Source organism: Herbaspirillum aquaticum (assembly GCF_002213425.1).
In the GTDB taxonomy this organism is placed as follows: Bacteria; Pseudomonadota; Gammaproteobacteria; order Burkholderiales; family Burkholderiaceae_D; genus Herbaspirillum; species Herbaspirillum aquaticum.
Genome location: NZ_NJGV01000006.1, coordinates 195,694 through 218,216 on the forward strand (window position 1 = coordinate 195,694; position 22,523 = coordinate 218,216).

Below are 22,523 nucleotides of genomic sequence, written 5' to 3' on the forward strand. Positions count from 1 at the left end.
GACCGATCCCAAGGCGGAAGCAGCTGCTGCAGCGGCAGAGGCGGCGCAGAAGACGAATTCTTCGAATGCCGCCCGCCGTCGCCAGCAACAGGCGTCCGCTCTCTCCACCGGCGCAGGCACTGCGCTCTCTCTCGGTAAGGCCACGCTCGGGCAATGAATGAACTCGTCGAAAAGGTGATGCGCCGGCATAGCCTCATGGTGGGCCAGCGGCAGACTCACGATTCCAACTGGCGCGAGGTGTTCGACTACCTGGCTCCCGAGCGCGCTATCGGCTGGTACGGCGCCCCCGATGGGGCCAGCAACAACGCCGCCGCCCAGCGCGCGCGCCTCTACGACAACACCGCCATGGACGATGCCGAAACGCTGAAATCGGCAATCGCGTCCGGCATGCACCCGCCGAACTCCCGCTGGTTTGACCTGGATGCCGGCCAGAAGGCCGAGGACGAGACCCGCTGGATGGACGGTGCAACGCAGTTCCTCTTCGAGAACATCCATTCGTCCGGCTTCGACTCCACCGCTTACGAGAACCTGAGCGACCTGATCCCGGCCGGCTGGTTTGTCATGTTCATCGACCAGGCCAAGGACGAGCAGGGCAGGCCCATCGGCGGCTTCAACTTTGAGCCCTGGCCGCTGTGGCAGTGCTACGTCGCTGCCTCCACCTCCAAGGGCCGCGTGGACACGATCCATCGCCAGTGGTGCCCGACCGTGGAACAGGCCGTGGCCGAGTATGGCCTTGATGCCATGTCCGAGGCCACGCAGCGCAAGTTCATGGACAACAAGCTGTCCGAGACCGTGAACATGACCTGGGCCATCTACCCGAACCGCGATGGCAAGAAAGGCATCCTGAACCGGAATCTGCCGTTCAAGTCGGTGCACATCGAGGACGGCAAGCACCTGGTGCGTGAAAGCGGCTTCCACGAATTCCCCTGCGCGGTGCCACGCTGGCGCTTGATTCCCTCCACGCCTTACGCCACCGGCATCGGCTCCAACGTCCTGCCCACGGTCAAGACCCTGAACGACATCCTGCGCATGGAGCTGCAGAGCCTGGATATCGCAGCATCTGGCATGTGGAAGGCAAAGGACGATGGCGTGTTGAACGCCCGCACCCTGAAGATTGGCCCGCGCCGTGTTGTGATGATGGCCGATATGGACAACCTGCAGCCGTTGACCACTGGCGCAGACTTTCAGGTCACCTTCTCCAAGGCCGAGCAGCTGCGCAAGAGCATCAGCCGGTCCCTGCTGGCCGACCAGCTCACCCCGCTGGATGGTCCTGTGCGCTCGGCCACCGAGATCCAGCTGCGCGCCAACCAGATCCGCCAGCAGCTCGGGCCGATGTTCGCCCGCTTCCAAGGCGAGTACCTGCAGGTCATGATCGAACGCTGTTTCGCCATCGCCTACCGGGCCGGCGCGCTGACCGCCGAACTCGGCCCGATACCCGAATCCCTGCTGGGCCGTGACTTCATCGTCAAGTACATCAGCCCGCTGGCCCGCGCCCAGAAGATGGAAGAGGTCACCGCGCTCGACATGTTCATCGATGGCCTGATCCAGCAGGCGGCTGCCACCGGTAACACCAGCACGCTCGACATCCTGGACATGGATGCCGCGAACTACGAGAAGGGCCTTGCGCTCGGCGTGCCGGCCAAGCTGCTGCGCGGCCCGGATCAGCTGGTCGAGAAGCGCCAGGCCGACAACCAAGCACGCCAGCAGGCCCAAGCCCAGGCTCAGCAGCAAGAGCTGATGCAGGCGGCCGGGCAGAAGGTCGTTGAAAACACTCTTTCGCAATAGGAACTGATATGCCTCTCAATGCCACTCTCACCGGCAGCGGTTGGATCGTCTCGATCGATACCAATGGGCCGCGTCGCGCGGTCACCGGTAACACCGTTGCGACTGCCGCAGATGTGAACGGCCGCATCGATGTGAATTCGGCAAGCCCAGTGCAGATCACCATTCCCGATGACTCCACCGGGCCGTGGCAAGGCAGCGAAATGGTTGCAGCGTATCAGGCAGGCGCTGGCGCCGTTTCGTTCGTGGCTGGCTCGGGAGTGACCCTGCGCTCGCCTTCTGGCGTAGCCGCTGCTGTCCAGTACGGCACCATCGCCGTGCAGCGCGTCGGCCCCAATGAATGGGCGCTGGTATGAAGCTCCGCGAATATCTGCGCTCTGCGCGGCATCGCAGCGGCGGAGTCATCACATCGATGGCAATCCGCACCAAGATCCCATACGCTGCCAACAACTTCGGGACGAATCCATACATCACCTATCGGATGATGGAGAAGGCCATCGTCCAAGGCCAGAACATCAACGGCGGATTCGCCAATGTATCTGTGTGGTCCGGGCTTGCCAATGCCGTTCAGGAAATCGCCAACATCAGCCCGGTTTATGTGACTGCGGCGCTGGTGCAGGGCGTCAGCGGATCGGCGCTTGACCAGTCGGCCGCAACGCTCACGCCGCTGACCTGGCAGAACGCCTATAACGGCGTGCCCGGCTACCTCTACAACGCGATCCTTGGCCGTGCTGCGACCAGCGCTGAATTCATCGCGGCCGGCGCAACGTTGTCCGGTGACAAACAGACGCTGCTGGTGCCGCCCGGGTTTCTCCCGCTGTTCGATACGGCGCCGCTCACGTTGGCGGCCGGGCGGTATGCAATTCAGTTCGAAATCGGCGGCGCGCCTCAATTGACGCTGACCATTCCGAACGCGGCAACCTATCCTGCTGGCACGCCCATTCCGTTCACCGGCACGACGCCTGCGACGAACTGGGGCTATCTGGCCACCGGCACCGGCATCACTGCTGTGACCGCTGGCCTGAACGATGCCACTGGGACCGTTGCCACTTTCGACGGTACAAACCTGACGCTTTCCAAGTCCTTCACTTCGACGGCTGGCCAGACAATTCAGCTGAACTCGCGCTATCCGGCATGCAACGCCATCTCGAATGCAACGCTTGGTGATGCCACCACTTCGTCTGCTACTGGCCGTAAGTGCGTGTTCCTGAAGAACTGGACTGCTGGCGGCGGAGTTACCGGCGTGACGCAGGCCTCGGGCACAAGCTACACAACTCTGCTGGAGGTTTCTGGCACGAACAGCGCGAATGCTCCTTGCTTTGCCGGCCCTGGCGACTCGATCTGTAACGACAACCATGACCAAAATCCCGATAACAGCTGGGGGGATGCTGATGGTGCGCAAGGCATCATCGGCAGAGCCTGCAACCAGGCTGGAATTCCTTTTGTCCGGTTAGCGGTTTCCGGATCGAAGCCTTCCAACGAAGTGCTTTATGGCGGCAATTGGCTGCGGAAATTCATGGTCCGCAACTGCACGCACATAATTCATATCAATGGGCACAATGACCGTGCTTTGCCGTGGGCTGGTGCTGCTGGTGTGGGCTTCAATGCAACGATGCAGGCATGGAACAACATCTACCGGAACGCGGCGAAGCGCGGAGCGCAAACCAAAGTGTTTGCAATGACGCTGATGCCGCAAGCAACAGGCACTTTCGCTACTGACACAGGCCAGACGCCTACCGCGACCAGCATTGACGCCAATGGTGCGCAAGTACAGTACCGCACGAAATTGCTTGCTGGCGGGTTCGTTCCTGCAAACGGCGATCCTGATGTTGCAGCCGATGCATGGCAGCAACTCTACGACGGCGCGACGGCCGCTGGTTTATCCATCGTCAACGCTGGCGCAGGCTCCGGCAAGTGGCCATATTCCGCCGATTGGGTCAGCAATAGCTATCGAGGGGGCACGCTGGAAGGCACGCACTATCAATACACCGTTTCCGGATACATGGCGCCTTGGCTCGCAGCCCAGTTGCCAGCGTTCGCAGCGATGTGACGATGCTTGAGCCAAATTTGGAGGAGTAAATGGCCCTATCTGAAGCCCAAATGACCACAGCCGACGACTACAAGGCGCTGTTCGAGGACAACCCGCGCGGCGTCCAGGTGCTGGAAGACCTGGTGCGCCGCTTTTCCAAGCCGGCGGTGACAGCCGGTGGCATCGATGCGGTGCTCAAGACCTATACCCACTGTGGGGAAAACAACGTCGTGCAGTTCATCGTGCGGCAGATCAACCTGGCCAACAACGTAGGAGAAGAAGATGCGTAATCGCAACTGGATGAAATTCGTGCTGATGGATGCGGCCACCGGCGACGGCGGCGGTGCGGCTGGTGGTGGCGCTGGTGATGGTGGCGCAGCAGCCGCTGCCGCGGCTGGAGCAGCAGGAGGCGAGGGCGGTGCCGCTGCTGGCGGACAGGAAGGTGCTGGCGGCCAATCCGCCCTGTCCGCTGGCGGCGCGCCGGAATGGAAGCTGGAGAGCGTGCCCGAAAAATTCCATGTGAAGAAGGACGACGGTACCTTCGACGTCGAAGCGATGCTGCGCAAGACCGAGGAATCGCGCGCCGAGCTGGAAAAGCGCATGGGTGCGGGTGGCATCCGCCCGAAGGATCCGGCCGAGTACAAGCTGCCCGACATGCCAGAGGCGCTCAAGGATGTGAAGCTGGAGACCGCTGACTTCGCCAAGAAGGCCCACGATCTCGGCCTCTCGCAGGAGCAATATGCCGGCGTGATGGCGGAATACCTCAACCTGCTGCCGAATCTGGTGCAGGGCCAGGCCCAGGCACAGAGCCAAGAAGTCGTCGCCCAGCTCAATGAACTGTGGGGCGAGAGTGCCAAGGCGAATTTCGCGGGTGCATTCACCGTGGCCAATCGCGTGGCCGAGAAGATGGGCGTCCCGTTCTCCGAGGTGGAGGCAGCGGTGGGCAACAATCCCATGGCGCTGCGCATCCTCGCATCCTTCGCTGACGAAGTTTCCGAGGACAAGACCCCGGCGGCCGCAAACAACGCGCTGCCGGCTGGCTTCAGCATCGAGGCCGCCATTACCAGCGAGGCTTACACCAACTCTGCGCACCCCGAGCACAAGAAGGTCACTGACCAGGTGAACGCCTGGTATGCGAAGAACCCGAACGGCATCAAGTAACACTCCGATCTACTCCACACAGCGGGCCGCCATCGTGCGGCCCGTTTGCATTTTGTCGGGATTCCGACAAGGCAACTCCATACCATGCAACGCATCAGGCCCAGCATTGGACAACCTGGCTACTGAGCCGAGTAAGGCCCGGAAACGGACAACCCGAAACAGGCAAAGGCAAACACCACCTTTTCTCAATTTTCGGAGCTAGAAAATGACCGATACCGTAACCCGGCAGTTTGTCACCCGATTCGACAATGAACTGCGCCTGCTGGCTCAGCAGAAGGTTTCCCGTCTGCGCAAGACCGTCACCGACCGTGGCCAGATCGTGGGTGCCAGCTTCACCATCAACAACCTGGGCGCTGTGAACATGGACGAAAACACCGTCCGCCACGGTGACACCATCTTCGGTGAAATCGATCACACCGCCCGCAACGTGCCGCTGCGCGACTACTTCAAGGCGCTGCCGATGGACCGCGCCGACCTGCCCAAGATGCTGGTGAACCCGGTCACCGGTGGCCAGTACATGCAGACCCTGATCGCCGCGCGCAATCGCCAGATCGACGATGTGATCTTCAACGCGGTGCTGAACAACATCGTGAGCTTCGACGGCCAGACCACGTACCAGCTGCCTGCCTCGCAGATCATCGCTGCTGGCGGTACCGGCCTGACCAAGGCCAAGATCATCCAGGCCCGCTCCATCTTCCGTGCCAACGAAACCGACGGCGTGGACGGTGATGGCGACGAACTGTTCTTCCTGTACGACTCGCTGGCGCTGACTCAGATCCTGTCGGATACCACGCTGACCAGCGCCGACTTCATGACCGGCAAGATGCTGCAGGAAGGTGGCGTGGGCGGCAAGTGGATGGGTTTCACCTGGATCCCGTTCGAGCGCGTGCGCAACGTCGCTGGCGTGCGTACCAGCGCCGCCTACTCCAAGTCGGCCGTGCACTTCGGCTATGGCTACGAGCAGGGCGACGTGGACAAGCGTCCGGACAAGAAGAACCTGTGGCAGACCAGCATCGAGGGTTCCTACGGTGCAGGCCGCCAGGACGAGGCCAAGGTTGTTCAGATCTCGTACCAGTAATCCGTAACAGGCAGCGCCCGCGTGGCGCTGTCGTCAATCACAGGAAAAATTTCTTGGAGTAAATCATGGCTGAACTGAGCACTGTCACCCGTACTAAAGTCGCGCAGGTCGCCGGCAGCAAGATGACCGCGACCGCCAACAACCGCGAGCGCGTGGCGATCATCGATACCGCCGCTGCCTACAGCGCTGCCAATGGCGATACCTTCGGCACCGGCATCATCATCCCGAAAGGCGCGCGCTTGCTCGCCCCGTACCTGTCGAATGCCGCCGGCAACGCGTCCTCGACCCTGAGCATCGGTATCCGCGATGCGGTCACCGGCGTGGCCATCGACGCCACCGCACTGATCAATGCAGCCTCTCTGGCAGCTGCCAGCGCCGGCCAGATCAGTACCGGCACCAAGATCGTCAACGGCCAGTATTACGTCATGCCGCAGGACGTTGAACTGTACGGCACCTTCGGTGGTGCAACCCCGCTGGCTAACGCTGCTATTCGCGTTGAAGTCCAGTACGTGGCGCCCTAATTCGCTGCGCTCCTGCTGTTGATCCTTCGGGGCGGCTTCGGTCGCCCCTTTTTTCCGTAAGGAGTCCATCATCGCAACCAATATCTCGATCTGCAGCGCCGCGCTGCTGCAACTTGGAAAGGCACCCATCGCGTCCTTTACCGAGGCAACCGATGCTTCGCGCCTCTGCAGCAACCTCTACCCGCAAGAGCGTGATGCCATCCTCCGCGAGTTCCCTTGGAACTGCGCCCGCGCTCGCGCCATCCTTTCCCCGTCTTCCACCGTCCCGGCCTTCGGTTTCACTGCGCAGTTCCCCCTGCCGGCTGATTTTCTGCGCCTGGTAGCAATCGGTGATCGTCCCATCGACAGCGACAATGCGCAAAACTTCAAGATCGAGGGCAAGAACATTCTGGCTTCAGGCACTGCGCTGAAGATCGAATATGTCTACCGCGCGCCAGAGAGCGTCTGGGATTCGAAACTGGTGGAGCTGATGACAGCCCGCCTGCTGTGGAAGCTTGCGTATCCGATCACTCAGTCGACCAGCCTGCGCGATGAGCTGAAGGGCGAGTATGCGGACCTGGCACGCGTAGCGCGCAACGTGGACTCTCAGGAGAACCCATCACCGATGCTGGGCGATGATTCGCCGCTGATTATGGGGCGCTACTGATATGGCCCGCGCATCGATCATCCAGACCAATTTCACGTCCGGTGAGCTGTCGCCCCGAGTGGCGCTGGGCCGCATGGACGTGGCGAAGTATGCTAACGGCTGCAAGACGCTCGAAAACTGCATTGTGACGATCCAAGGTGGCGCGATCCGCCGGCCGGGCACGCGCTTCATCGGGGAAATCAAGAACTCTCAACCAGGCCGGCTTATCAGCTTCGTCTACAGCCGCGATCAAGCGTATGTCCTCTTGATGGGCGGCGGCTACATGTGGTTCTACAAGAACCGTGCACGCATCGGCACCTATGAGATTGCCACCCCGTACACCATCGCCCAAATGCCGGCCGTCAGCTATGTGCAGAAGTCGGACACCGCCTTCTTTGCGCATCAGTCGGTTTATCCGCAGCGCCTGCAGCGGCTGGGGGATGCGTCTTGGGTGATGGCAAATGCGCCGTTCGTGACCGAGCCATTTGCTGATCTGGGCAATACACCGAATGCCACCCTCACTCCCAGCGTGGCAGCAGAGATTAATCAGGCTGTCGTGTTGACCATCGATCCCGCCATATGGACTATCGCGGACTATGGCAAGTATGTATCGATCAATAGCGGTCTGGCTGTCATCACGAACATTCTTGATTCCGCCCGCGTCGAGGCGCGCACCCTCGCGCCGATAAGCTCTGTCGTGAAGGCTCCGGCAGATTCCTGGATTCTGATGGAGGTTGCGTGGAACCCTTCGCGGGGCTATCCGCGTGCCGTCACGATCAATAAGCAACGCCTGTACTACGCCAATACCTTCGCCTTTCCGCAGACGGTATGGGGTAGCGCGATCCGTGCATACTTGAGCTTCCAGATCGGTACCAATGACGACGACGCCTTTGCCTTTGAGCTGGACGGCGCCAATAACAGCCCGATCAACCACCTTGCGCCATCGCGCAAGATGCTGGTGCTCACCGAGTCGGACGAAATGAGCCTGTCCGGCGGTACGGACAAGTCCATCGCGCCGACCAATATTGACAAGAACGACGAATCCAGCGCGGGCTGCAGTGGCACGGTTCGGCCGCTGAAGGTCGGCAACGAGCTGCTGTTCGTGAGCGCCGAAGGCCTGAAGGTGCATGCCATGGGATACCGGTACGACATCGACGGCTTCCCGGCACCTGACCGCACGATCTTCGCTGAGCACATCACCAGAAGCGGCATCCGTGAAATGTCCTTCGAGAAGAAGGATTCGACCCTGTACGCGATCCGCAATGATGGGGTGATGGCGGTGTGCGCCTATGACGTTGACCAGGAGGTAGTCGGCTGGGGGCGCTGGATCACTCAGGGTGGCTTCGAATCCATCACCACCATCCCCACGGCCACGGCAGAGGATACCTATGTCATCGTCGCGCGCACGGTCGGCGGCGTTCTCAAGCGCTACATCGAGGTGTTTGACCGAGACGTGATGCTGGATTGCGCAGTGGTCGCCAGCGACACGGCAGGGAAGATCACCTGGACAGGCCTCGGGCATCTGGAAGGGCTGAAGGTCCAGGTCTATGCAGATCAGTCCTATCGCGGCGAATTCACTGTGCAGGGCGGCCAGATCACGCTGCCGCGCGCCGCCAAGTCCGTGCAGATCGGCCTGGCCTACACCGCCCGCATTGAGCTGATGCAACCTGAGCTGGGTGCCAACGGGACCACCTCGCAAGGCAACCCTGTCTCGGTGCGCGAAGTGGTCATCCGAGTCTTGGACACCCAGGCCGCCGTCGTCAACGGAAAGCCGGTTCAGTTCCGCCAGTTCGACACTCAGGTGCTGGACATGCCATCGCCGAAGGTTACCGGGGACTACCGGGTGCTGGCTCTCTCCGACCAGGTGTACACCACGCAGCAGATCATCGAGCAGCCATATCCGGCACCGTTCCATCTGCTGGACGTTATCCGCAAGATCACCATCAACGACTGATAACCATGATCCGTGCAGGCACTCCCGCAGATATCCCGCGAATCCTTGAACTGGGCGCAATGCTGCACGCCGCCTCGTCCTTCCGCAACATTCCATTCGACCAAGAGAAGGTGGCGGCCACCATGCACGCCCTCATGGAAGGTGCTGGCGTGGTCTTCGTTGCAGAGCGCGATGGTGTTGTGATCGGCGGCCTGGCCGGCGGCATCACCGAATATTTCTTCTCGCATGAAAAGCTCGGCTTCGACTATTCCTTCTTCATTGAGCCCAGCCAGCGCCATGGCATCACGGCACTGAAGCTGATTCGCGCACTGGAAATCTGGTGCAAGGCGCGCGGTGCGATCGCGCTGCAGCTGGGTATCTCGACCGGGCTGAATGTCGATGGCCTGTCGAAATTTTACGAATTGGCCGGTTTTACCAATGTCGGCCCCATGTTCAAAAAGGAGTTGTGATGGGAACAGGAGTAGAACTCGTCGCGTATGCGGCCCTGGCTTCGGCGGCAGTAGGAACCTACAGCGCCATCCAGCAGGGCAAGCAGGCCAAGGATCAGGCCGATTATCAGGCTGCCCAGGCGCAGGCCGACGCTAATGCGGCTGCCGGCCAGGCCGAGGTCGAAGCAGCGCAGATCCGCAAAGCCACCTTGAAGCAGCGAGCGGCGGCGAGGGCGGCCCTTGCTGACTCGGGGGTGAATGTAGACGTGGGCAGCGCCGAACTCGTGCAGTCCGACATCCAGCAGCAGGGCGAGCAGGATGCGCTCACCACCATCCTCAACGGCAGGAACTCGGCGGCCAAGCTCAATTCCCAGGCCGACGCGTTCACCATCGCCGGCAACAATGCGCAGACGGCTGGCTACCTGCGCGGCGCGAGCACCGCGTTATCGGCATTCGGCAGGGCGAGTGGATGGAAGGGAAAGAATCCAACGGCCTCTGGCGTATTTTCCAGCGCTGACGGCTCCTTCTAAGGTATCGCTATGGCAAAAATTCCAACTGGCAATTTCGGTACTGTGCTGCCCCAGGCCACGCGCACGCCCACGGTGAACACGGATGGCGGCGTGAATCAAGCGCTGCAGGTCTTGGCGCAGACCGGCATGGACCTGGCGCAGCAGTACCAGCGCGTGGACGAGCAGCAGCAGCGCATGGCGGCCGTGTCCTCCATGGCCGGGCTGAACAACGATCTGCATGATGCGCGCGACAGTCTTGACCGCGATTTGCAGGCGGGCACGATCAAGCCTGAAGACGCCATGTCCGAATGGCAGAAGAGGGCGGCCGAAGCCAAGAAGACGCGGCTGGATGGACTTTCGCAATACCAGATCGATGTCATCGAACCGCAATTCGTTGCTACCACCGGGGCGCTTGGCCGAACGGTGCAGGGCGCGGCGATCAAGCGCACCCAGCAGAACATCGGTGCCGACATTCTGAATACCGGGGAAGCGCTGCAGCGTGATGCAATGCGCGACCTGCCGGGCGCGATCACCAAGTACGAGCAGATCCTCGACACCATGGGGCCGCAGGCTGGCTGGCAACCTGAGCAGATCGCCAAGTACAAGCAGAGTTTCAAGGAAGGTACGAGCTTCAACGTCGGCAATGCTGCCATCGAGGGCGCGGCGCAGACCGGTGACATTGGCCAGGTGCGGGCCGTGCGCGAACGCCTGCAGGGTCCGGAAGGGGAGGCTATCGATCCGGCCAAGCGCACCGCCCTTATCACCAAAGCCTATGCCTACGAGAATGGCATCGAGGCGCAGGCGCAGCGGGACCGCGATCGAGCCCAGCGTGAGCAGGATGCCCTGGAGAACAAGGCCGTCGATACCTACAACAAGTATTTCGACCTGGTGAGCCAGGGCCGCTTCCTCTCGACCGATGCCGTCAATGATCTGGTGACCAGCACCACCGGCACCCGTATGGCCGGGCCCGTGCAGGAGCTGGTGAAGTCTCAGGCCAAGGTGGCCGGCTTTGCGTCGCTGCCGCTGCAGCAACAGGCTGCCACGCTGGAGCGCATGCGCGCCGCTGGATCCGATCCATCGGTCGGCGTCAGCCCTGAAGAGCAGAAGGTGCAAGAGCAGTTCCAGCGCATCTACGACGGCGGCACGAAGGCATATGCCGAGAACCCCTGGCAGGCCGCCCAGGAACGCGGCGTCATCAAGGATGCGCCGACAATCCAGCTCAACGACGTGCAGACCGCGCAGCAGGTGCTGGCCCAGCGCATGAAGTTGATCGGCCAGGTGGAGATTGCCGCCGGCCGCAAGGTATCGCCTCTGCAGCCGCAGGAGGCTGACCAGATTGCACGCCTCGTCAAGGCGCTGCCACCGGACCAGCAGTCTGGCGCACTGGCCAGCTTGGGAACGATCATCGGTGACTCCGACCGCGTAGCCGCCCTGGCTAAGCAGATGCACGACAAGGACCAGACGCTGGGCTTGGCCATGATGCTGGCCGGCGACCGCACCACGCAAGGCCGGTACAGCAGCGAACTCCTGTTGCGCGGTGACCGTGCTATCAAGGATAAGGCCATCATGATCGACGCTGCCAAGGAAACCGGATGGCGCGGCGCGATCGCCAACATCGTCGGTGATGCCTTCCCCAATCAGGAAGTGCGGCAGCAGGTCATCAACTCGGCATACCTGATCAACGCTGGCCTGGTGGCCGATGGTGGCAGCTCGGATCCGGCGCGGGCGCTGCGCCTGACCGTGGGCAGCATCGTGGATCGCAATGGTGTGAAGATCCCGCTGCCGCGCGGCATGGAAGAGAAGGACTTCGAGAAGCGCCTCAATTCGATCACGACCGCCGATATCGCTTCCCAGTCCACCGACCAGCGGGTCTACGTCGGAGGAGCCTCGATCCCTGCTGCCGACTTCGTCAAGCAGCTCCCCAGCGCCCAACTCATCAACGCAGGCCCTGGCCGCTACAACGTGAAGGCCGGCGGTACGCTGGTCACGAATAGCCAAGGCCAGCGCATCACTCTCAGGATCGCCCCATGATTGAGTCCATGTTCCAAGACAGCACCGACAAGGTGCTGGATGACCGGGTGGCGCGTCCAGTGGCAACCCCTCCCGCCAAGCCATCCTTTGGCATGAGCCTGTGGAACACTACGAAGGCACTCCCCAAGGGCGTGGCCACCGGTGCCACCGAGTCCGCGGCATTCGGCTCGGATATCCTGGGGGCCTTCGGATCTGTCCAGGCGGGCTACGGTATCCAAGCCGACCCGGCTATGCTGTTCGATGAGGACATGCGCGAGCGCGTCCAGGGGGCTGAAGGCGAAAAGGCGCGGGCGGATGTGCAGTCCGGCGCGGCCTTCACCAGCGACACCGGCACCGGCCTGCGCGCCACGGCCCGTACCATGATGCCCGACCCGGCCACGGCGAACGTTGCCGAAAGCATTCTCTTCGGCCTGGGCAGGTTCGCGGCCAAGGCCGTGGGCTATTCCATCGCGGCCACGCCGATCCCCGGCGCGGTGCTTACCGGCACTGATGAAGCCTTCGTGGAGGCTGAGAAGCTCAAGGCCGAGGGCGTTGATTTCCAGACCCGGACGAAGGCCGCAGCGGTGGCCGGCGGCGCGGCAGCAGCTGCAACGGCCCTACCGGTCGCTGGCCGCACCGTGGCGCAGACTGTCGGCCTAGTCGCGGCCGGTGGCCCTGGCGGCTTCATTGCCCAGCAGGCGGCTACGCGCTCCATCCTGCAGAACGCGGGCTATGACAAGATCGCAGAGCAGTACGATCCCTTTGACCCGGTCGGCCTGGCCGTCGCAACCCTGATCCCTGCCGGCTTCGGTGCCTATGCCTCGCGCGGCCTGCGCGGTGCGCGCCCGGTTGCCGCACCGGTCGATGCAGCCGCTTCCCGCGAGCTGGTGGCCATGGGCATGAACGAGCGCCAGGCACTGCGCTATGACGATGCGCGACTGGATGCCTATGCGGTCACCGCCGCCCAGCGCGCTGGGGTGCCGCCCGAGGTTCTGCTCGCCGCGAAGAATGCCGGCGAGCGATCGAGCAGCAGCGCCGCCACCTCCCCGGTGGGTGCCAAGGGCATCATGCAATTCATGGATGCCACCTGGGCGCAGTATGGGAAGGGCAACGTGCGTGACCCCGTGGCCTCGATCGATGCCGGCGCGGCCTACCTGGCTGATCTGGGCAAGCAGTACGGTGGCGACTGGCGTGCTGCCCTGGCGCACTACAACGGCGGCACACTGGCGGGCAAGGCGGTGCAGGCAGGGAAGGCCCCGCCGGCCGCTGAGACCCGCGCCTACCTGGAACGCACGGACAAGTTCATTGCAGAGCGGCAGGGCACCGAGGCAGGCCGGGCGGCCGCTTCCGACCCGGAGGCCGTGGCCGCCGCGCGCGTCAACCTGATCCGCGATACCGTCAATTCCTGGAACCTGAAAGACCCCGCCGATATCGCCGGCGCACAGGAGCACTTGGCCGCCTTCGCCCGGGCGGCGGACCAGATCGGGGCCGGTGAGCGAGTTTCCGTCAGCGACACCTTGAACCTGGACAACCTGGCGCAGGCGCGCATGCTGAATGACTTCGGCAGCCGAATGGAAGAAGTGCGCGCGGCACTGCTGCAGGACGCCGGCAATGTGGCCGAGCCTGGGGCCATCCGGTCCATGCGCGACGAGCTGGCCACCCTGCGCCAGCAGCTCCCCGACACCTCGGACACTGCCGTGCGCGCCCGCGCCAAGGAAATCCAGGCCGAGGGCGGCAGCTACAAGCAGGCGCTTGCGGCAGCGAAGAAGGAACTGGACGGCCGCAGCCAGGATGTAAATCAGCGAATTGACCTGCTGCTGCAGCAGATCGACCGCAACGCCGAGGCCACGCGCGCCAATGAGCAGATCGCGCAGCTCGATCAGCAGATTGCCCAGGTGCGGCAGCAGCGCGCCGCCATCGATGCCCCCACCCCCAAGCGCAGCGCTCTGGCCGTGCAGCAAGCGCTGGCCGAACCGCCCGCGAAAAGTGCCAAATCTGGCACTGCCGAGAGTGGAACATCTGCTGCAACAAAAGCCCCCGAAGCTGCACCACCAGCCCCGAAAGCCGCAACAGAAGCGGCTCCAGGTGGAACATCTGCCGCAGAAACTGGAACATCAGGTGGCCAAGCCGGTGCAGTCGCGGCCGTACTCGACGGGCAGACCGCTGAAATCGCCCGCCTGTCCCCCGACATGATGGTGCAGCTGGAAGGCATGGACACACCGCTGCCGCTGGCCGACGCGCTGGCCAAGGTGAAAGAGCAGGCCGCAGCCGAGACCAAGGACGCCGGGCTGCTGCAGGTCGCCGCCGAATGCTTCCTGCGCAATTCTTAACGAGAGGAAACCATGCACCCGAAATGCAGACAGGCCGTGCAGCAGGCCGCCGGCCGCGCGCTGACCGACAGCGAGATCCAGAAGATTGACGACGCCATGAGCGCCAACATGCGCCGCCTGGCGCGGCAAGACCCCAACGGCTGGGCGGCCAAGTCCGCCGACCAGCGCGTGCTAGAAGCCGCTGCGGCCGGCATGCAGGATATCCAGGCTGGCGCTGCCCTCAAGGTACAGCGCGCCCAGCTGCAGATCCTGCGCACGGCTTCGATGGAAACCCGCGTGGGCGACCTGATGGCCAGCTACGCCACCGGCCGCAACCGTGCGCTGGTGCATGAGCTGGATCAGACCTCGCTGTATATCGAAGGCATCAAGCGCGAGAACATGGCGCGGCTGGTTGACCTGATGGAGGCAGCCACCAGCAAGCAGGGTGCAGGCATCGGTCGGCAGGGCCTCATGCTGCTGTTCGACGCTGAGAACCCCACCATGAGCCGGGACTTGGCGCGGGAAATCTTCAGCAATGCTTCCGGTACCACTGGCAATAAGCTGGCGCAGCAGGGCGCGCGGGCCTGGCTGGATACCATCGAGGGCATGCGCAAGCGCTTCAACGCCTCGGGCGGCGACGTCGGAAAGCTGGATTATGGCTACCTGCCGCAGCCGCATGACCAAGGGCGCGTGCGCGGCAAGGGCGACCAGGCCGCGCAGGCTGATTGGGTGCAGAAGACGCTGCCGCTGCTCGATCGCCGGCAGTACCTGCTGGAAGACGGCAGCCTGATGAACGATGCGCAGGTTACCGCGCTGCTGTCCCGCGCATGGGAAACCCTGGCCAGCGGCGGTATCAACAAGATTGAACCGGGGAAGGGCGGCGGCCGTGGCGCGCGCGCGAACTCGGGTGCAGAGAGCCGCCAGATTCACTTCCGTGATGCCGATGCCTATCTCACCTACCTGAGCCAGTACGGCGGCGGCAGCATGTACGACGCAATGCTGGGGCACGTGGGTGGCATGTCTCGCGATATTGGGCTGGTGGAGCGCTACGGCCCGAACCCTGAGCAGCAGATGCGCCTGCAATTCGACCTGGCCGAGAAGGCTGACAATGGCGTGCAGCGCTCCTTCGGCCTGAAGCCGCAAAGCTATTGGGATGTGGTCAGTGGCAAGACAGGCATGGCCGACAACGGCAACCTGGCGCAGATCGGCCAGGACCTGCGCAACATCCAGACCTTCGGCAAGCTGCAGGGCGCGGTGCTCACCAGCATTACCGACCTGGGCACGCACTTCGTGACCACCGGTTTCAACAAGCTTTCGTACTGGGATGCGCTGAAGAACATCGCGGCCCAGGCCAGCAGCGAGACCCGGGACTTTCTGACCATGCACGGCATCATCGCGGAGACCATGGTTTCCGACATGAACCGCTGGAGCGGCGACAACATCAAGAACAACTGGTCCGGCCGCATCGCCAACAGCACCATGAAGCTGTCGCTCATGAATGCCTGGACCGATACGCTGCGCCGCAGTTTCTCCATGACCATGATGGGCGGCCTGGCCAAGATGAGCAAAACGGACTGGGGCAAGCTCAGCGAATACGACCGCTGGCGCATGACCAGCAAAGGCATCACCGAGGACGACTGGGCAGTCATCCGGCAGGCGCAGCTCACCACCCACAGGGGCAGCGAGTTCCTGACCCCCGAGGCCATGCGGGCCAGCGGCTCGCCCGAGGCAGACCGTGTGGTCGCCAAGGTTCTGGGCCTGATCACCGACGAATCCGAATATGCGGTGCTCAATCCCGACCTGGCAACGCGCGTCATGTCCAGTGGTGGCGGCGAGCAGCGCGGCACGATGCGCGGTGAGCTGGCCAGATCGGTAATGCAGTTCAAGTCTTTCCCCATCGCCATGGTCTCGCGCCACTGGCGGCGCATGCTGGACACCCCGCAGGGCTTGGAGGGAGCGCCCATTGCTGCCAATCGCATGGCCTATGCCGGTGCGCTGTTCGCTTCGCTGGGTGCGCTGGGCGCCATTGCTTACCAGACCAAGCAGATCGTCTCGGGCAAGGACCCCGCCGACATGACCACCGGGAAATTTTGGGTCAAGGCGATCGCACAAGGTGGCGTGCTCTCGATCATGGGTGACATCCTGCTGGCGGATTCCACCGAGGAGGCGGGGCAATATGCGTCCAAGACAGTTAGCGGGTTGGCCGGGCCGACCATCGGGGCCGCGTCTGAATTGGCACTGAAGGTCATCAAGGGGAATATCGACAAGGCCGCCGCCGGCAAGGAATCGCACGCAGCTGCGGAATCAATCACGTTGCTTCGCTCGCATCTGCCCTATGTCAACCTGTGGTACGCCAAGGCCGCGCTGGACCATGCCGGCATGCATGCGCTGCAAGAGAACCTTTCGCCAGGCTACCTATCGCGCATGCAGCAGCGGGCCCATAAGCAATGGGGACAAGATTTCTGGTGGAAACCTGGCACCGGTGGCCCGGATCGGGCACCCGACTTTACAGCGATTGGAGGAAAGTAATGCGAGACGATCAACGTCAGCGCCTGGAGGCACTCAATGAAAAGTTGATGGATGTCTTCTTTGCAGAGGCTGAGCCAGATAACTGGCCGGGCGGCGAAGTCTTGCCTAAAGATATGGATTCTCAGACGAGAGGAGACCGGTACTGGTGCAAGAAGAACGCTGCCGCTACTCTCAGCTTGTGCTTGAGAACCATCACGGTGATTGATGCGAGCCGCCGCCGCTTGCCAGATGGAGCGGCTTCTCAAAATGGCGAGGCTCTTGATGCCGGCGAAACCAGTGACTCAGTGGATAAGGAAATCGACGCAGTCGAAAAAGAGGCAGCTCGTCTGATGGCCAAGCTGCAGAAAAAAGGGATGCATCCGCAAGCATGATTCCACGCAAAGTCAGCTTTCTGGTCTTTTTCCTGATGTGGGCCAAGTATCAAGGGTGGGAAGTGCCCTTGCTGCATGTGCGCATCTGTACATGGCTGGATGAGTGCAAGGCCCCGGAGCGCGTCCTGATGGTCTTCCGTGGCGCGGCCAAGTCGACCATCTATGCCGTCTACAAGGCGTATCGCCTACGCTACAACACTCGGCTTCGCTCGCTGGTATGGTCAGCCGATGGGCCGACGGCGGAAATGCTGACACGTGATGTTATTCACGTGATCCGTAATCATCCGCTGTGCGGCGATATGCTTCCGACCAAAACGAAACCTGGGCGTAAGCGATTCTGGGTGGCTGAAGCTGCTGATCAGCGAAATGCCAGCATGCGTGCGGTAGGTGCAGATTCCAATGCGACAGCTGCACGGGCTGACGACATTGACTTTGACGATGTGGAAGTGCCCGGGAACATCGAAACCCCTGAGGCGCGCAAAAAGTTGCGAGACCGCATCTCGGAATCTACGCACATCGGCGTGCCCGGCGCGCAAAAGACATACATCGGTACGCCTCACCATCACGAATCTATCTATCCAGAACGGATTAGCGCCGGAGCGGCCGTGCTGAAGATCCCGCTATTCGGGCAGGTGGTTCGTTATCAGGAAACCACGAAAAATACGCGTTATCGGTTCGATTTCAAGCCGGACGAAGATGGACTGTATGTGATGCTGGGCATCCACAGCCAGGCGCGCATGCTGGCGGAAGGCGCGGACTACCGAGTAGAGGGCAACGAAGTTGTGTTCGAAAAGCCGCCCGGGCTGGTTCTGGATATCTGCGCTGGCTGCGCTTGGCCGGAGCGCTTCACCCGTGACGATATCGCCCAGCGCCGTAAGGAAACCCGCACGCTCAATGCCTGGGATAGCCAGTACCAGCTGGAGGCCAAGCCCATCACCGATGTGCGCCTTGATCCAGAGCGCATGATTGCTTACGACGTGGTGCCGACAATCAGGATCGCCAACCGCCAGCCAGTCATGATGCTGGGCAATGTCCAGGTGATGGGGGCCGTCTGCCGCTGGGACTGCTCGCTGGGCAAGATCAATTCGGACGTGTCGGCGTTCACGCTGATCCTGACGGACGCTGCCGGCCGCCTGTACTGGCAGCACGCCGAGGGCCTGGTGGGCGACTTGGATGAGCAGTGCAAGCGGGTCCGTGCGCTGGTTGAGCATTTCAACATCCCCAGCATCACGGTGGAAACGAACGGTCCGGGGGGCTTCGTTCCGCCGATCCTGCGCAAGCACCTGGCCGGCACCGGCTGCGCCGTGGTGGAGGACTTCGCCACCACCAATAAGAACTTGGACATTCTGGACGCCTTCGATGCCCCGCTGTCCAACCGCTTCCTGTGGGCGCACGTCAGCGTCTTCGACGGCCCGGCCTATACCCAGATGCGGGATTTCAATCCCACGCTGAAGAATCAGCCAGATGACTTCCCCGACGTGACCGCCCGCGCCATTAAGCAGACGCCGGTCCGGATCGGGAAAATCGTCGGGATTCCGACAGATCACCCAGTCAATAATTGGAGGCCCAATTCTGCGGTCTACGAAGTCACGGTCGAAAATTAAGGAAATTTCATGTCGGTCAACAACACGTCTCCGGTCATCGGTTACAACACGAACGGTGTTACGACATCCTTTTCGTTCCCCTTTAAGATCCTGGAGGCGGCAGACCTCAAGGTGTCCCTGTCCGTCTCGGGCCTCCCTGGCTACACCGTAGTTTTCAACTCCGACGATGAAGGCGGCCAGGTCAATTTTGCAACCGCGCCGCCGGCTGGCCTGCTTGAACTCCGCCGCGATGTGACCCTTGACCGGAGCACCGATTACCAATATCAGGGTGAGCTGCCATCCGATGTCTTGAATAATGACCTGGACCGCGTGGTCATGATGGTTCAGCAGCAGGATCTGTGGGCGCAGCGGTCTATCAAGATGCCGGCGACGGATACCACGGACCAGGTTCTTTCCCAGAACGCAGAAGAGCGCGCCAACAAGGCGTTGATCTTTGACAGCGACGGGAATATCACTGTCTCGCAGGACAACTACGCTGACCAGGCCACTGATGCAGCATTCTCTGCTGCCGCTGCCGCTGACAGCGCGAGCAGCGCGCAATCAAACCAGTTCATCGCCACGGCCGCAGCAAGCTCCGCAACGCTTTCAGCATCCCAGGCACTTTATTACGCCCAACACGGCACTGGCTTTGCCGAATCTACTTTTTATGATCTGGGTTCGGTGGCCGACTCACTCACCATTTTCAACACTGATTTAGGGGGCGTCCCATAATGGCTACCGTATTAAAGCTGCGCGGAGGCACTACCGACGAGCACAACGTTTTCACCGGCTCGGCCAGGGAGGTCACCGTCAACACTGACGACAACTCGCTGCGCGTGCATGACGGCGTGACGCCCGGCGGCAATCCGGTGGGCTCGGCAACGCTCCAGTGGGTGACCAATTCGCTGTCGCCGCTGTACGTCAACGCAACCACATTCAACTTGGCTGGAAATCGCACCGCTGAGTTCCATGTAGGCCGCCGCGTGCAGTTCAATGTCACGGCCGGCACCGCCTACGGCACTATCGTGAGCAGCGCGTATAGCACGCTGACTACCATCGTCATGCGCATGGATGGCAGCTCGGCGCTCGACTCGGGCCTGTCCCGCGCATATCTCAGCATCCTGCGCGCTGACAATATCGCCGCTCCGGACACTGCGCTCAACGCCGTGCCTTTAATCACCGGCCTGAGCGGTACCTTCAATGCCGGCACGCCGACTACCAAGTTTGACGTGACGGCATCCCGGGTTACTACGATCAGCACCACCGGCAAGACCAAGACCTATACCGGCGTCGGCACCAAGACGGTGGACATCACCATTCAGGGCCTGGGCGGCCGTGACCAGGCCGGCGCATTCGCTGCCTACGCAGAGCCGAACCTGTTCTATGTGCCAAATGGAAGCGGGGGCTTGAGTGTGGTGGCTTCCATGAATAATTTTGCGACTGGCCCGACCGGCTACACCGAATTTGCGCCAATCATGAACCATAAGCTGAATGGCTCTGCGCAGTTCTACCAGGGAATGCTTGTGGCGAATAAGTTCACATTTAACGCGCAGCAGATTATTGCGAATCTGGTTACAGGCGCTTTCCCGACGACAGCCAGCTATGCCAACTTTGTGCCATCGAAGGCTGCAACCGTGATTAGCCTGACGAGTCTTGCTTTTGAGGGTGGGGGTACCGCTGCATCAGCCTTTCTCAACCTCTCGCACCTTTCCGCATCGGCGCTCATTAGCATTCCTGTATATGCCTCGACGGGGACCAAGTATGCACTCATCTTCACACAAGCACTCCCTGTGACTACAGCACTTGCTATTTACTACGGGTATAGCAATCCATCAGGCCCGCAGGCCTACCAACAAACCGTCTCAATTCTTGGGTGGGAAACGGGGTTCTAAATGGAAAAACGCGCTTTTTACGATGCAACTACCAAAATGCTGACGGCGTGGGGCTACACGGAATCCAACTGTAGGCAGGACATCAACGATCCGACTAATGTGCTGCCGTGCGATCCGTGGGTGGAAGTGCCTTGGGACTTCGACCTGATCCCAGGACAATGGCGCCTGGTCGATGGCACGGCCAATCCCCCGACCTGGGAGCCTTACCCGTGAACGACACCAAAGTCATTGATACCAAGATCGCGCTGGCCTGGCTGGCCCCGTTCGGTGCCACCGTGGTGGCAGGGCTTATCACTCTGGTCTGGATGGCATCCCAGCAGACCAGCACCATCAACACCTTGCTCGAAACGCAGCGCGAGATGAAAACGCAAATGGCTGCGCGGGACCAGCGTGACGAGGCCTTTAAGGCCGCCCAGCTCACCGCTGTGGCAGAAGTCAAACTGAACGACGCGCGGCAGGACATCCGCATCGAGAACCTGGAAAGGACTGTGGGCACCAAGCCGCCGCAGAGCCTGGGGAAGTGGACGAAATGAAAATTCAACTGGTAGATGACAAGAGCGTCATCCATCGCCGCTGGAGCGTGCAGTTGGCGAAAATTGGTGCCGCCGGCATGATTGGCTGGGGCGCGCTGACCACAGCAGGTCTGGGCAGTACATTGCCCATCTGGGTTGCCCAGACGGTGGCTGGCGTTATCCTGGTGTGCATCTGCGGTTCCGCGTATCTCAAGCAGCCAGAGCAGAGCGAGAAGGAGGGCGACGATGGACAAGCTCACTGATCACTTTTCCTTGTCTGAGATGACCGTCAGCGAGACCGCCGCGCGCAAGGGCATCGACAATACCCCGTCGCCGGCCATCATCAAGAACCTGACCCGCACTGCGCAGCTTCTGGAACGTGTCCGCGTTCTTCTGGGCAGCAAGCCGATTCTGGTTTCATCCGGGTATCGCTCGCCAGCCCTGAATGCTGCTGTCGGCGGATCCAAGACCAGCGCGCACATGCAGGGCCTGGCTGCCGACTTCATCTGTCCGGGATTCGGCACCCCATTGGCGATCTGCCAGCGCCTGGATTCGCTGGGTGTGGAGTTTGATCAACTAATCCAGGAGGGCGCTTGGGTGCACATCGGCCTGGCCGCCGAGGGCATCAAGCCCCGTCGCCAGGTGCTGACAGCCAAGTTTTCCTCGGTCGGCACTACTTATGGGAGCGGCCTATGATCGCGCTTTTATTCAAGATCGGCCCATGGCTTGCCGCCCTGGCCGGCATCATCGCCAGCCTGTTCATGCGTCAGCAGGCCAAGGCTACCAAAGCCCAGGCAGCGCAAGAAGTTGCCGAGACCAAGCAAGAAGTTGCCGATCGAACCGCTGCGGCCGCCCAGACTGCGGCCAAGGCCACAGGAGAACGCGGAAATGTGGAAAACGAGATTGCTGCTATGCCTGCTGCTGATCGTGAGCAGCGGCTGCGAGATGACTGGACGCATGAGTAATCCGGTTGCCGGTGGCTCGGCCATCGTCGACAACGGCTGCAACTGGACCCGCCCCATCTTCATTGACAAGACCGACAAGCTGAGCCAGGGCACGGTCGATCAGATACTGGCGCACAATATGACAGGCCAGCGGCTGTGCGGCTGGCAGCCAAGCAAGAAAAACTGATCTTTGGTATAGTCCGCCGGCTGGCGGTTTCATTCTCCGTCGGCTTCCCCATCCAGTAAGCACTGGACTTCTAGCCCGCATTGCATCCCCCCGAAGCGA

24 protein-coding genes are annotated in these 22,523 nt (G+C 61.7%); all 24 read left to right on the forward strand.

Annotation, left to right across the window (positions count from 1 at the left end; genetic code table 11):
* Positions 1-153 precede the first annotated feature (153 nt).
* Positions 154-1,785, forward strand: a complete 1,632-nt coding sequence (locus CEJ45_RS08425; RefSeq protein WP_088754705.1) for a portal protein — start codon at positions 154-156, stop codon at positions 1,783-1,785.
* Between the two features lie 8 nt (positions 1,786-1,793).
* A complete protein-coding gene (locus tag CEJ45_RS08430; RefSeq protein WP_088754706.1) occupies positions 1,794-2,138 on the forward strand; it encodes a hypothetical protein in 345 nt (114 codons plus the stop codon).
* Positions 2,135-3,832 (forward strand): hypothetical protein, encoded by a 1,698-nt coding sequence (locus CEJ45_RS08435; RefSeq protein WP_088754707.1) that lies wholly within the window; start codon positions 2,135-2,137, stop codon positions 3,830-3,832. The genes CEJ45_RS08430 and CEJ45_RS08435 overlap by 4 nt, the downstream gene beginning before the upstream one ends.
* 50 nt (positions 3,833-3,882) lie before the next feature.
* Positions 3,883-4,101, forward strand: coding sequence for a Bbp19 family protein (locus tag CEJ45_RS08440; protein WP_241517306.1), 219 nt, complete (start codon positions 3,883-3,885; stop codon positions 4,099-4,101).
* Positions 4,094-4,972, forward strand: coding sequence for a hypothetical protein (locus tag CEJ45_RS08445; RefSeq protein ID WP_141106973.1), 879 nt, complete (start codon positions 4,094-4,096; stop codon positions 4,970-4,972). The genes CEJ45_RS08440 and CEJ45_RS08445 overlap by 8 nt, the downstream gene beginning before the upstream one ends.
* A 205-nt stretch (positions 4,973-5,177) precedes the next feature.
* Complete coding sequence (locus CEJ45_RS08450) at positions 5,178-6,050, forward strand: phage capsid protein (RefSeq protein WP_088754710.1); 873 nt, start codon at positions 5,178-5,180, stop codon at positions 6,048-6,050.
* A gap of 65 nt (positions 6,051-6,115) precedes the next feature.
* The gene (locus CEJ45_RS08455) at positions 6,116-6,571 is read left to right on the forward strand and encodes a hypothetical protein (protein WP_088754711.1); all 456 of its coding nucleotides are present in this window, start codon (positions 6,116-6,118) and stop codon (positions 6,569-6,571) included.
* 469 nt (positions 6,572-7,040) lie between these two features.
* A complete protein-coding gene (locus CEJ45_RS25115) occupies positions 7,041-7,217 on the forward strand; it encodes a hypothetical protein (protein WP_241517307.1) in 177 nt (58 codons plus the stop codon).
* A gap of 1 nt (position 7,218) precedes the next feature.
* Positions 7,219-9,150: a phage tail protein gene (locus tag CEJ45_RS08465; protein WP_088754713.1), complete on the forward strand. Its 1,932-nt coding sequence runs from the start codon at positions 7,219-7,221 to the stop codon at positions 9,148-9,150.
* A gap of 5 nt (positions 9,151-9,155) precedes the next feature.
* Positions 9,156-9,599: a GNAT family N-acetyltransferase gene (locus CEJ45_RS08470; protein ID WP_141106974.1), complete on the forward strand. Its 444-nt coding sequence runs from the start codon at positions 9,156-9,158 to the stop codon at positions 9,597-9,599.
* Positions 9,599-10,108 carry a hypothetical protein gene (locus tag CEJ45_RS08475; protein ID WP_088754715.1) on the forward strand — a complete coding sequence of 170 codons (510 nt, stop codon included), beginning with the start codon at positions 9,599-9,601 and terminating at the stop codon, positions 10,106-10,108. The genes CEJ45_RS08470 and CEJ45_RS08475 overlap by 1 nt, the downstream gene beginning before the upstream one ends.
* A gap of 9 nt (positions 10,109-10,117) precedes the next feature.
* Positions 10,118-12,118: a hypothetical protein gene (locus tag CEJ45_RS08480; RefSeq protein WP_141106975.1), complete on the forward strand. Its 2,001-nt coding sequence runs from the start codon at positions 10,118-10,120 to the stop codon at positions 12,116-12,118.
* Between the two features lie 8 nt (positions 12,119-12,126).
* Positions 12,127-14,427, forward strand: coding sequence for a lytic transglycosylase domain-containing protein (locus CEJ45_RS08485; RefSeq protein WP_158214909.1), 2,301 nt, complete (start codon positions 12,127-12,129; stop codon positions 14,425-14,427).
* 12 nt (positions 14,428-14,439) lie between these two features.
* Positions 14,440-16,935 carry a hypothetical protein gene (locus tag CEJ45_RS08490; RefSeq protein ID WP_141106976.1) on the forward strand — a complete coding sequence of 832 codons (2,496 nt, stop codon included), beginning with the start codon at positions 14,440-14,442 and terminating at the stop codon, positions 16,933-16,935.
* Positions 16,935-17,306: a hypothetical protein gene (locus CEJ45_RS08495; protein ID WP_088754719.1), complete on the forward strand. Its 372-nt coding sequence runs from the start codon at positions 16,935-16,937 to the stop codon at positions 17,304-17,306. The genes CEJ45_RS08490 and CEJ45_RS08495 overlap by 1 nt, the downstream gene beginning before the upstream one ends.
* A complete protein-coding gene (gene terL, locus CEJ45_RS08500) occupies positions 17,303-18,910 on the forward strand; it encodes a phage terminase large subunit (RefSeq protein ID WP_088754720.1) in 1,608 nt (535 codons plus the stop codon). Before CEJ45_RS08495 ends, terL begins: the two co-directional genes overlap by 4 nt.
* Before the next feature lie 9 nt (positions 18,911-18,919).
* Complete coding sequence (locus tag CEJ45_RS08505) at positions 18,920-19,621, forward strand: hypothetical protein (RefSeq protein ID WP_088754721.1); 702 nt, start codon at positions 18,920-18,922, stop codon at positions 19,619-19,621.
* The gene (locus CEJ45_RS08510; protein ID WP_088754722.1) at positions 19,621-20,781 is read left to right on the forward strand and encodes a hyaluronate lyase N-terminal domain-containing protein; all 1,161 of its coding nucleotides are present in this window, start codon (positions 19,621-19,623) and stop codon (positions 20,779-20,781) included. The genes CEJ45_RS08505 and CEJ45_RS08510 overlap by 1 nt, the downstream gene beginning before the upstream one ends.
* Positions 20,782-20,994 carry a hypothetical protein gene (locus CEJ45_RS24515; RefSeq protein ID WP_141106977.1) on the forward strand — a complete coding sequence of 71 codons (213 nt, stop codon included), beginning with the start codon at positions 20,782-20,784 and terminating at the stop codon, positions 20,992-20,994.
* Positions 20,991-21,314: a hypothetical protein gene (locus tag CEJ45_RS08515; RefSeq protein WP_088754723.1), complete on the forward strand. Its 324-nt coding sequence runs from the start codon at positions 20,991-20,993 to the stop codon at positions 21,312-21,314. Before CEJ45_RS24515 ends, CEJ45_RS08515 begins: the two co-directional genes overlap by 4 nt.
* Positions 21,311-21,556, forward strand: coding sequence for a DUF7940 domain-containing protein (locus CEJ45_RS08520; RefSeq protein WP_141106978.1), 246 nt, complete (start codon positions 21,311-21,313; stop codon positions 21,554-21,556). The genes CEJ45_RS08515 and CEJ45_RS08520 overlap by 4 nt, the downstream gene beginning before the upstream one ends.
* Positions 21,540-21,989 carry a D-Ala-D-Ala carboxypeptidase family metallohydrolase gene (locus CEJ45_RS08525; RefSeq protein ID WP_088754725.1) on the forward strand — a complete coding sequence of 150 codons (450 nt, stop codon included), beginning with the start codon at positions 21,540-21,542 and terminating at the stop codon, positions 21,987-21,989. The genes CEJ45_RS08520 and CEJ45_RS08525 overlap by 17 nt, the downstream gene beginning before the upstream one ends.
* Positions 21,986-22,258, forward strand: a complete 273-nt coding sequence (locus CEJ45_RS24880) for a hypothetical protein (RefSeq protein ID WP_162292100.1) — start codon at positions 21,986-21,988, stop codon at positions 22,256-22,258. The genes CEJ45_RS08525 and CEJ45_RS24880 overlap by 4 nt, the downstream gene beginning before the upstream one ends.
* Positions 22,251-22,424 (forward strand): hypothetical protein, encoded by a 174-nt coding sequence (locus CEJ45_RS08530; RefSeq protein WP_241517308.1) that lies wholly within the window; start codon positions 22,251-22,253, stop codon positions 22,422-22,424. Before CEJ45_RS24880 ends, CEJ45_RS08530 begins: the two co-directional genes overlap by 8 nt.
* The last annotated feature ends 99 nt before the right edge of the window (positions 22,425-22,523 follow it).

What these genes read in the sequence shown, in the direction of transcription:
- CEJ45_RS24515 (WP_141106977.1), top strand. Translation starts at nt 20,782, where the DNA reads ATGGAAAAACGCGCTTTTTACGATGCAACTACCAAAATGCTGACGGCG.
- CEJ45_RS08505 (WP_088754721.1), top strand. Translation starts at nt 18,920, where the DNA reads ATGTCGGTCAACAACACGTCTCCGGTCATCGGTTACAACACGAACGGT.
- CEJ45_RS08495 (WP_088754719.1), top strand. Translation starts at nt 16,935, where the DNA reads ATGCGAGACGATCAACGTCAGCGCCTGGAGGCACTCAATGAAAAGTTG.
- CEJ45_RS24880 (WP_162292100.1), top strand. Translation starts at nt 21,986, where the DNA reads ATGATCGCGCTTTTATTCAAGATCGGCCCATGGCTTGCCGCCCTGGCC.
- CEJ45_RS08490 (WP_141106976.1), top strand. Translation starts at nt 14,440, where the DNA reads ATGCACCCGAAATGCAGACAGGCCGTGCAGCAGGCCGCCGGCCGCGCG.
- CEJ45_RS08525 (WP_088754725.1), top strand. Translation starts at nt 21,540, where the DNA reads ATGGACAAGCTCACTGATCACTTTTCCTTGTCTGAGATGACCGTCAGC.
- CEJ45_RS08430 (WP_088754706.1), top strand. Translation starts at nt 1,794, where the DNA reads ATGCCTCTCAATGCCACTCTCACCGGCAGCGGTTGGATCGTCTCGATC.
- CEJ45_RS08435 (WP_088754707.1), top strand. Translation starts at nt 2,135, where the DNA reads ATGAAGCTCCGCGAATATCTGCGCTCTGCGCGGCATCGCAGCGGCGGA.
- CEJ45_RS08465 (WP_088754713.1), top strand. Translation starts at nt 7,219, where the DNA reads ATGGCCCGCGCATCGATCATCCAGACCAATTTCACGTCCGGTGAGCTG.
- CEJ45_RS08530 (WP_241517308.1), top strand. Translation starts at nt 22,251, where the DNA reads ATGAGTAATCCGGTTGCCGGTGGCTCGGCCATCGTCGACAACGGCTGC.
- CEJ45_RS08510 (WP_088754722.1), top strand. Translation starts at nt 19,621, where the DNA reads ATGGCTACCGTATTAAAGCTGCGCGGAGGCACTACCGACGAGCACAAC.
- CEJ45_RS08475 (WP_088754715.1), top strand. Translation starts at nt 9,599, where the DNA reads ATGGGAACAGGAGTAGAACTCGTCGCGTATGCGGCCCTGGCTTCGGCG.
- CEJ45_RS08445 (WP_141106973.1), top strand. Translation starts at nt 4,094, where the DNA reads ATGCGTAATCGCAACTGGATGAAATTCGTGCTGATGGATGCGGCCACC.
- CEJ45_RS08480 (WP_141106975.1), top strand. Translation starts at nt 10,118, where the DNA reads ATGGCAAAAATTCCAACTGGCAATTTCGGTACTGTGCTGCCCCAGGCC.
- CEJ45_RS08440 (WP_241517306.1), top strand. Translation starts at nt 3,883, where the DNA reads ATGACCACAGCCGACGACTACAAGGCGCTGTTCGAGGACAACCCGCGC.
- CEJ45_RS08450 (WP_088754710.1), top strand. Translation starts at nt 5,178, where the DNA reads ATGACCGATACCGTAACCCGGCAGTTTGTCACCCGATTCGACAATGAA.
- CEJ45_RS08485 (WP_158214909.1), top strand. Translation starts at nt 12,127, where the DNA reads ATGTTCCAAGACAGCACCGACAAGGTGCTGGATGACCGGGTGGCGCGT.
- CEJ45_RS08470 (WP_141106974.1), top strand. Translation starts at nt 9,156, where the DNA reads ATGATCCGTGCAGGCACTCCCGCAGATATCCCGCGAATCCTTGAACTG.
- CEJ45_RS08425 (WP_088754705.1), top strand. Translation starts at nt 154, where the DNA reads ATGAATGAACTCGTCGAAAAGGTGATGCGCCGGCATAGCCTCATGGTG.
- CEJ45_RS25115 (WP_241517307.1), top strand. Translation starts at nt 7,041, where the DNA reads ATGACAGCCCGCCTGCTGTGGAAGCTTGCGTATCCGATCACTCAGTCG.
- terL (WP_088754720.1), top strand. Translation starts at nt 17,303, where the DNA reads ATGATTCCACGCAAAGTCAGCTTTCTGGTCTTTTTCCTGATGTGGGCC.
- CEJ45_RS08520 (WP_141106978.1), top strand. Translation starts at nt 21,311, where the DNA reads ATGAAAATTCAACTGGTAGATGACAAGAGCGTCATCCATCGCCGCTGG.
- CEJ45_RS08455 (WP_088754711.1), top strand. Translation starts at nt 6,116, where the DNA reads ATGGCTGAACTGAGCACTGTCACCCGTACTAAAGTCGCGCAGGTCGCC.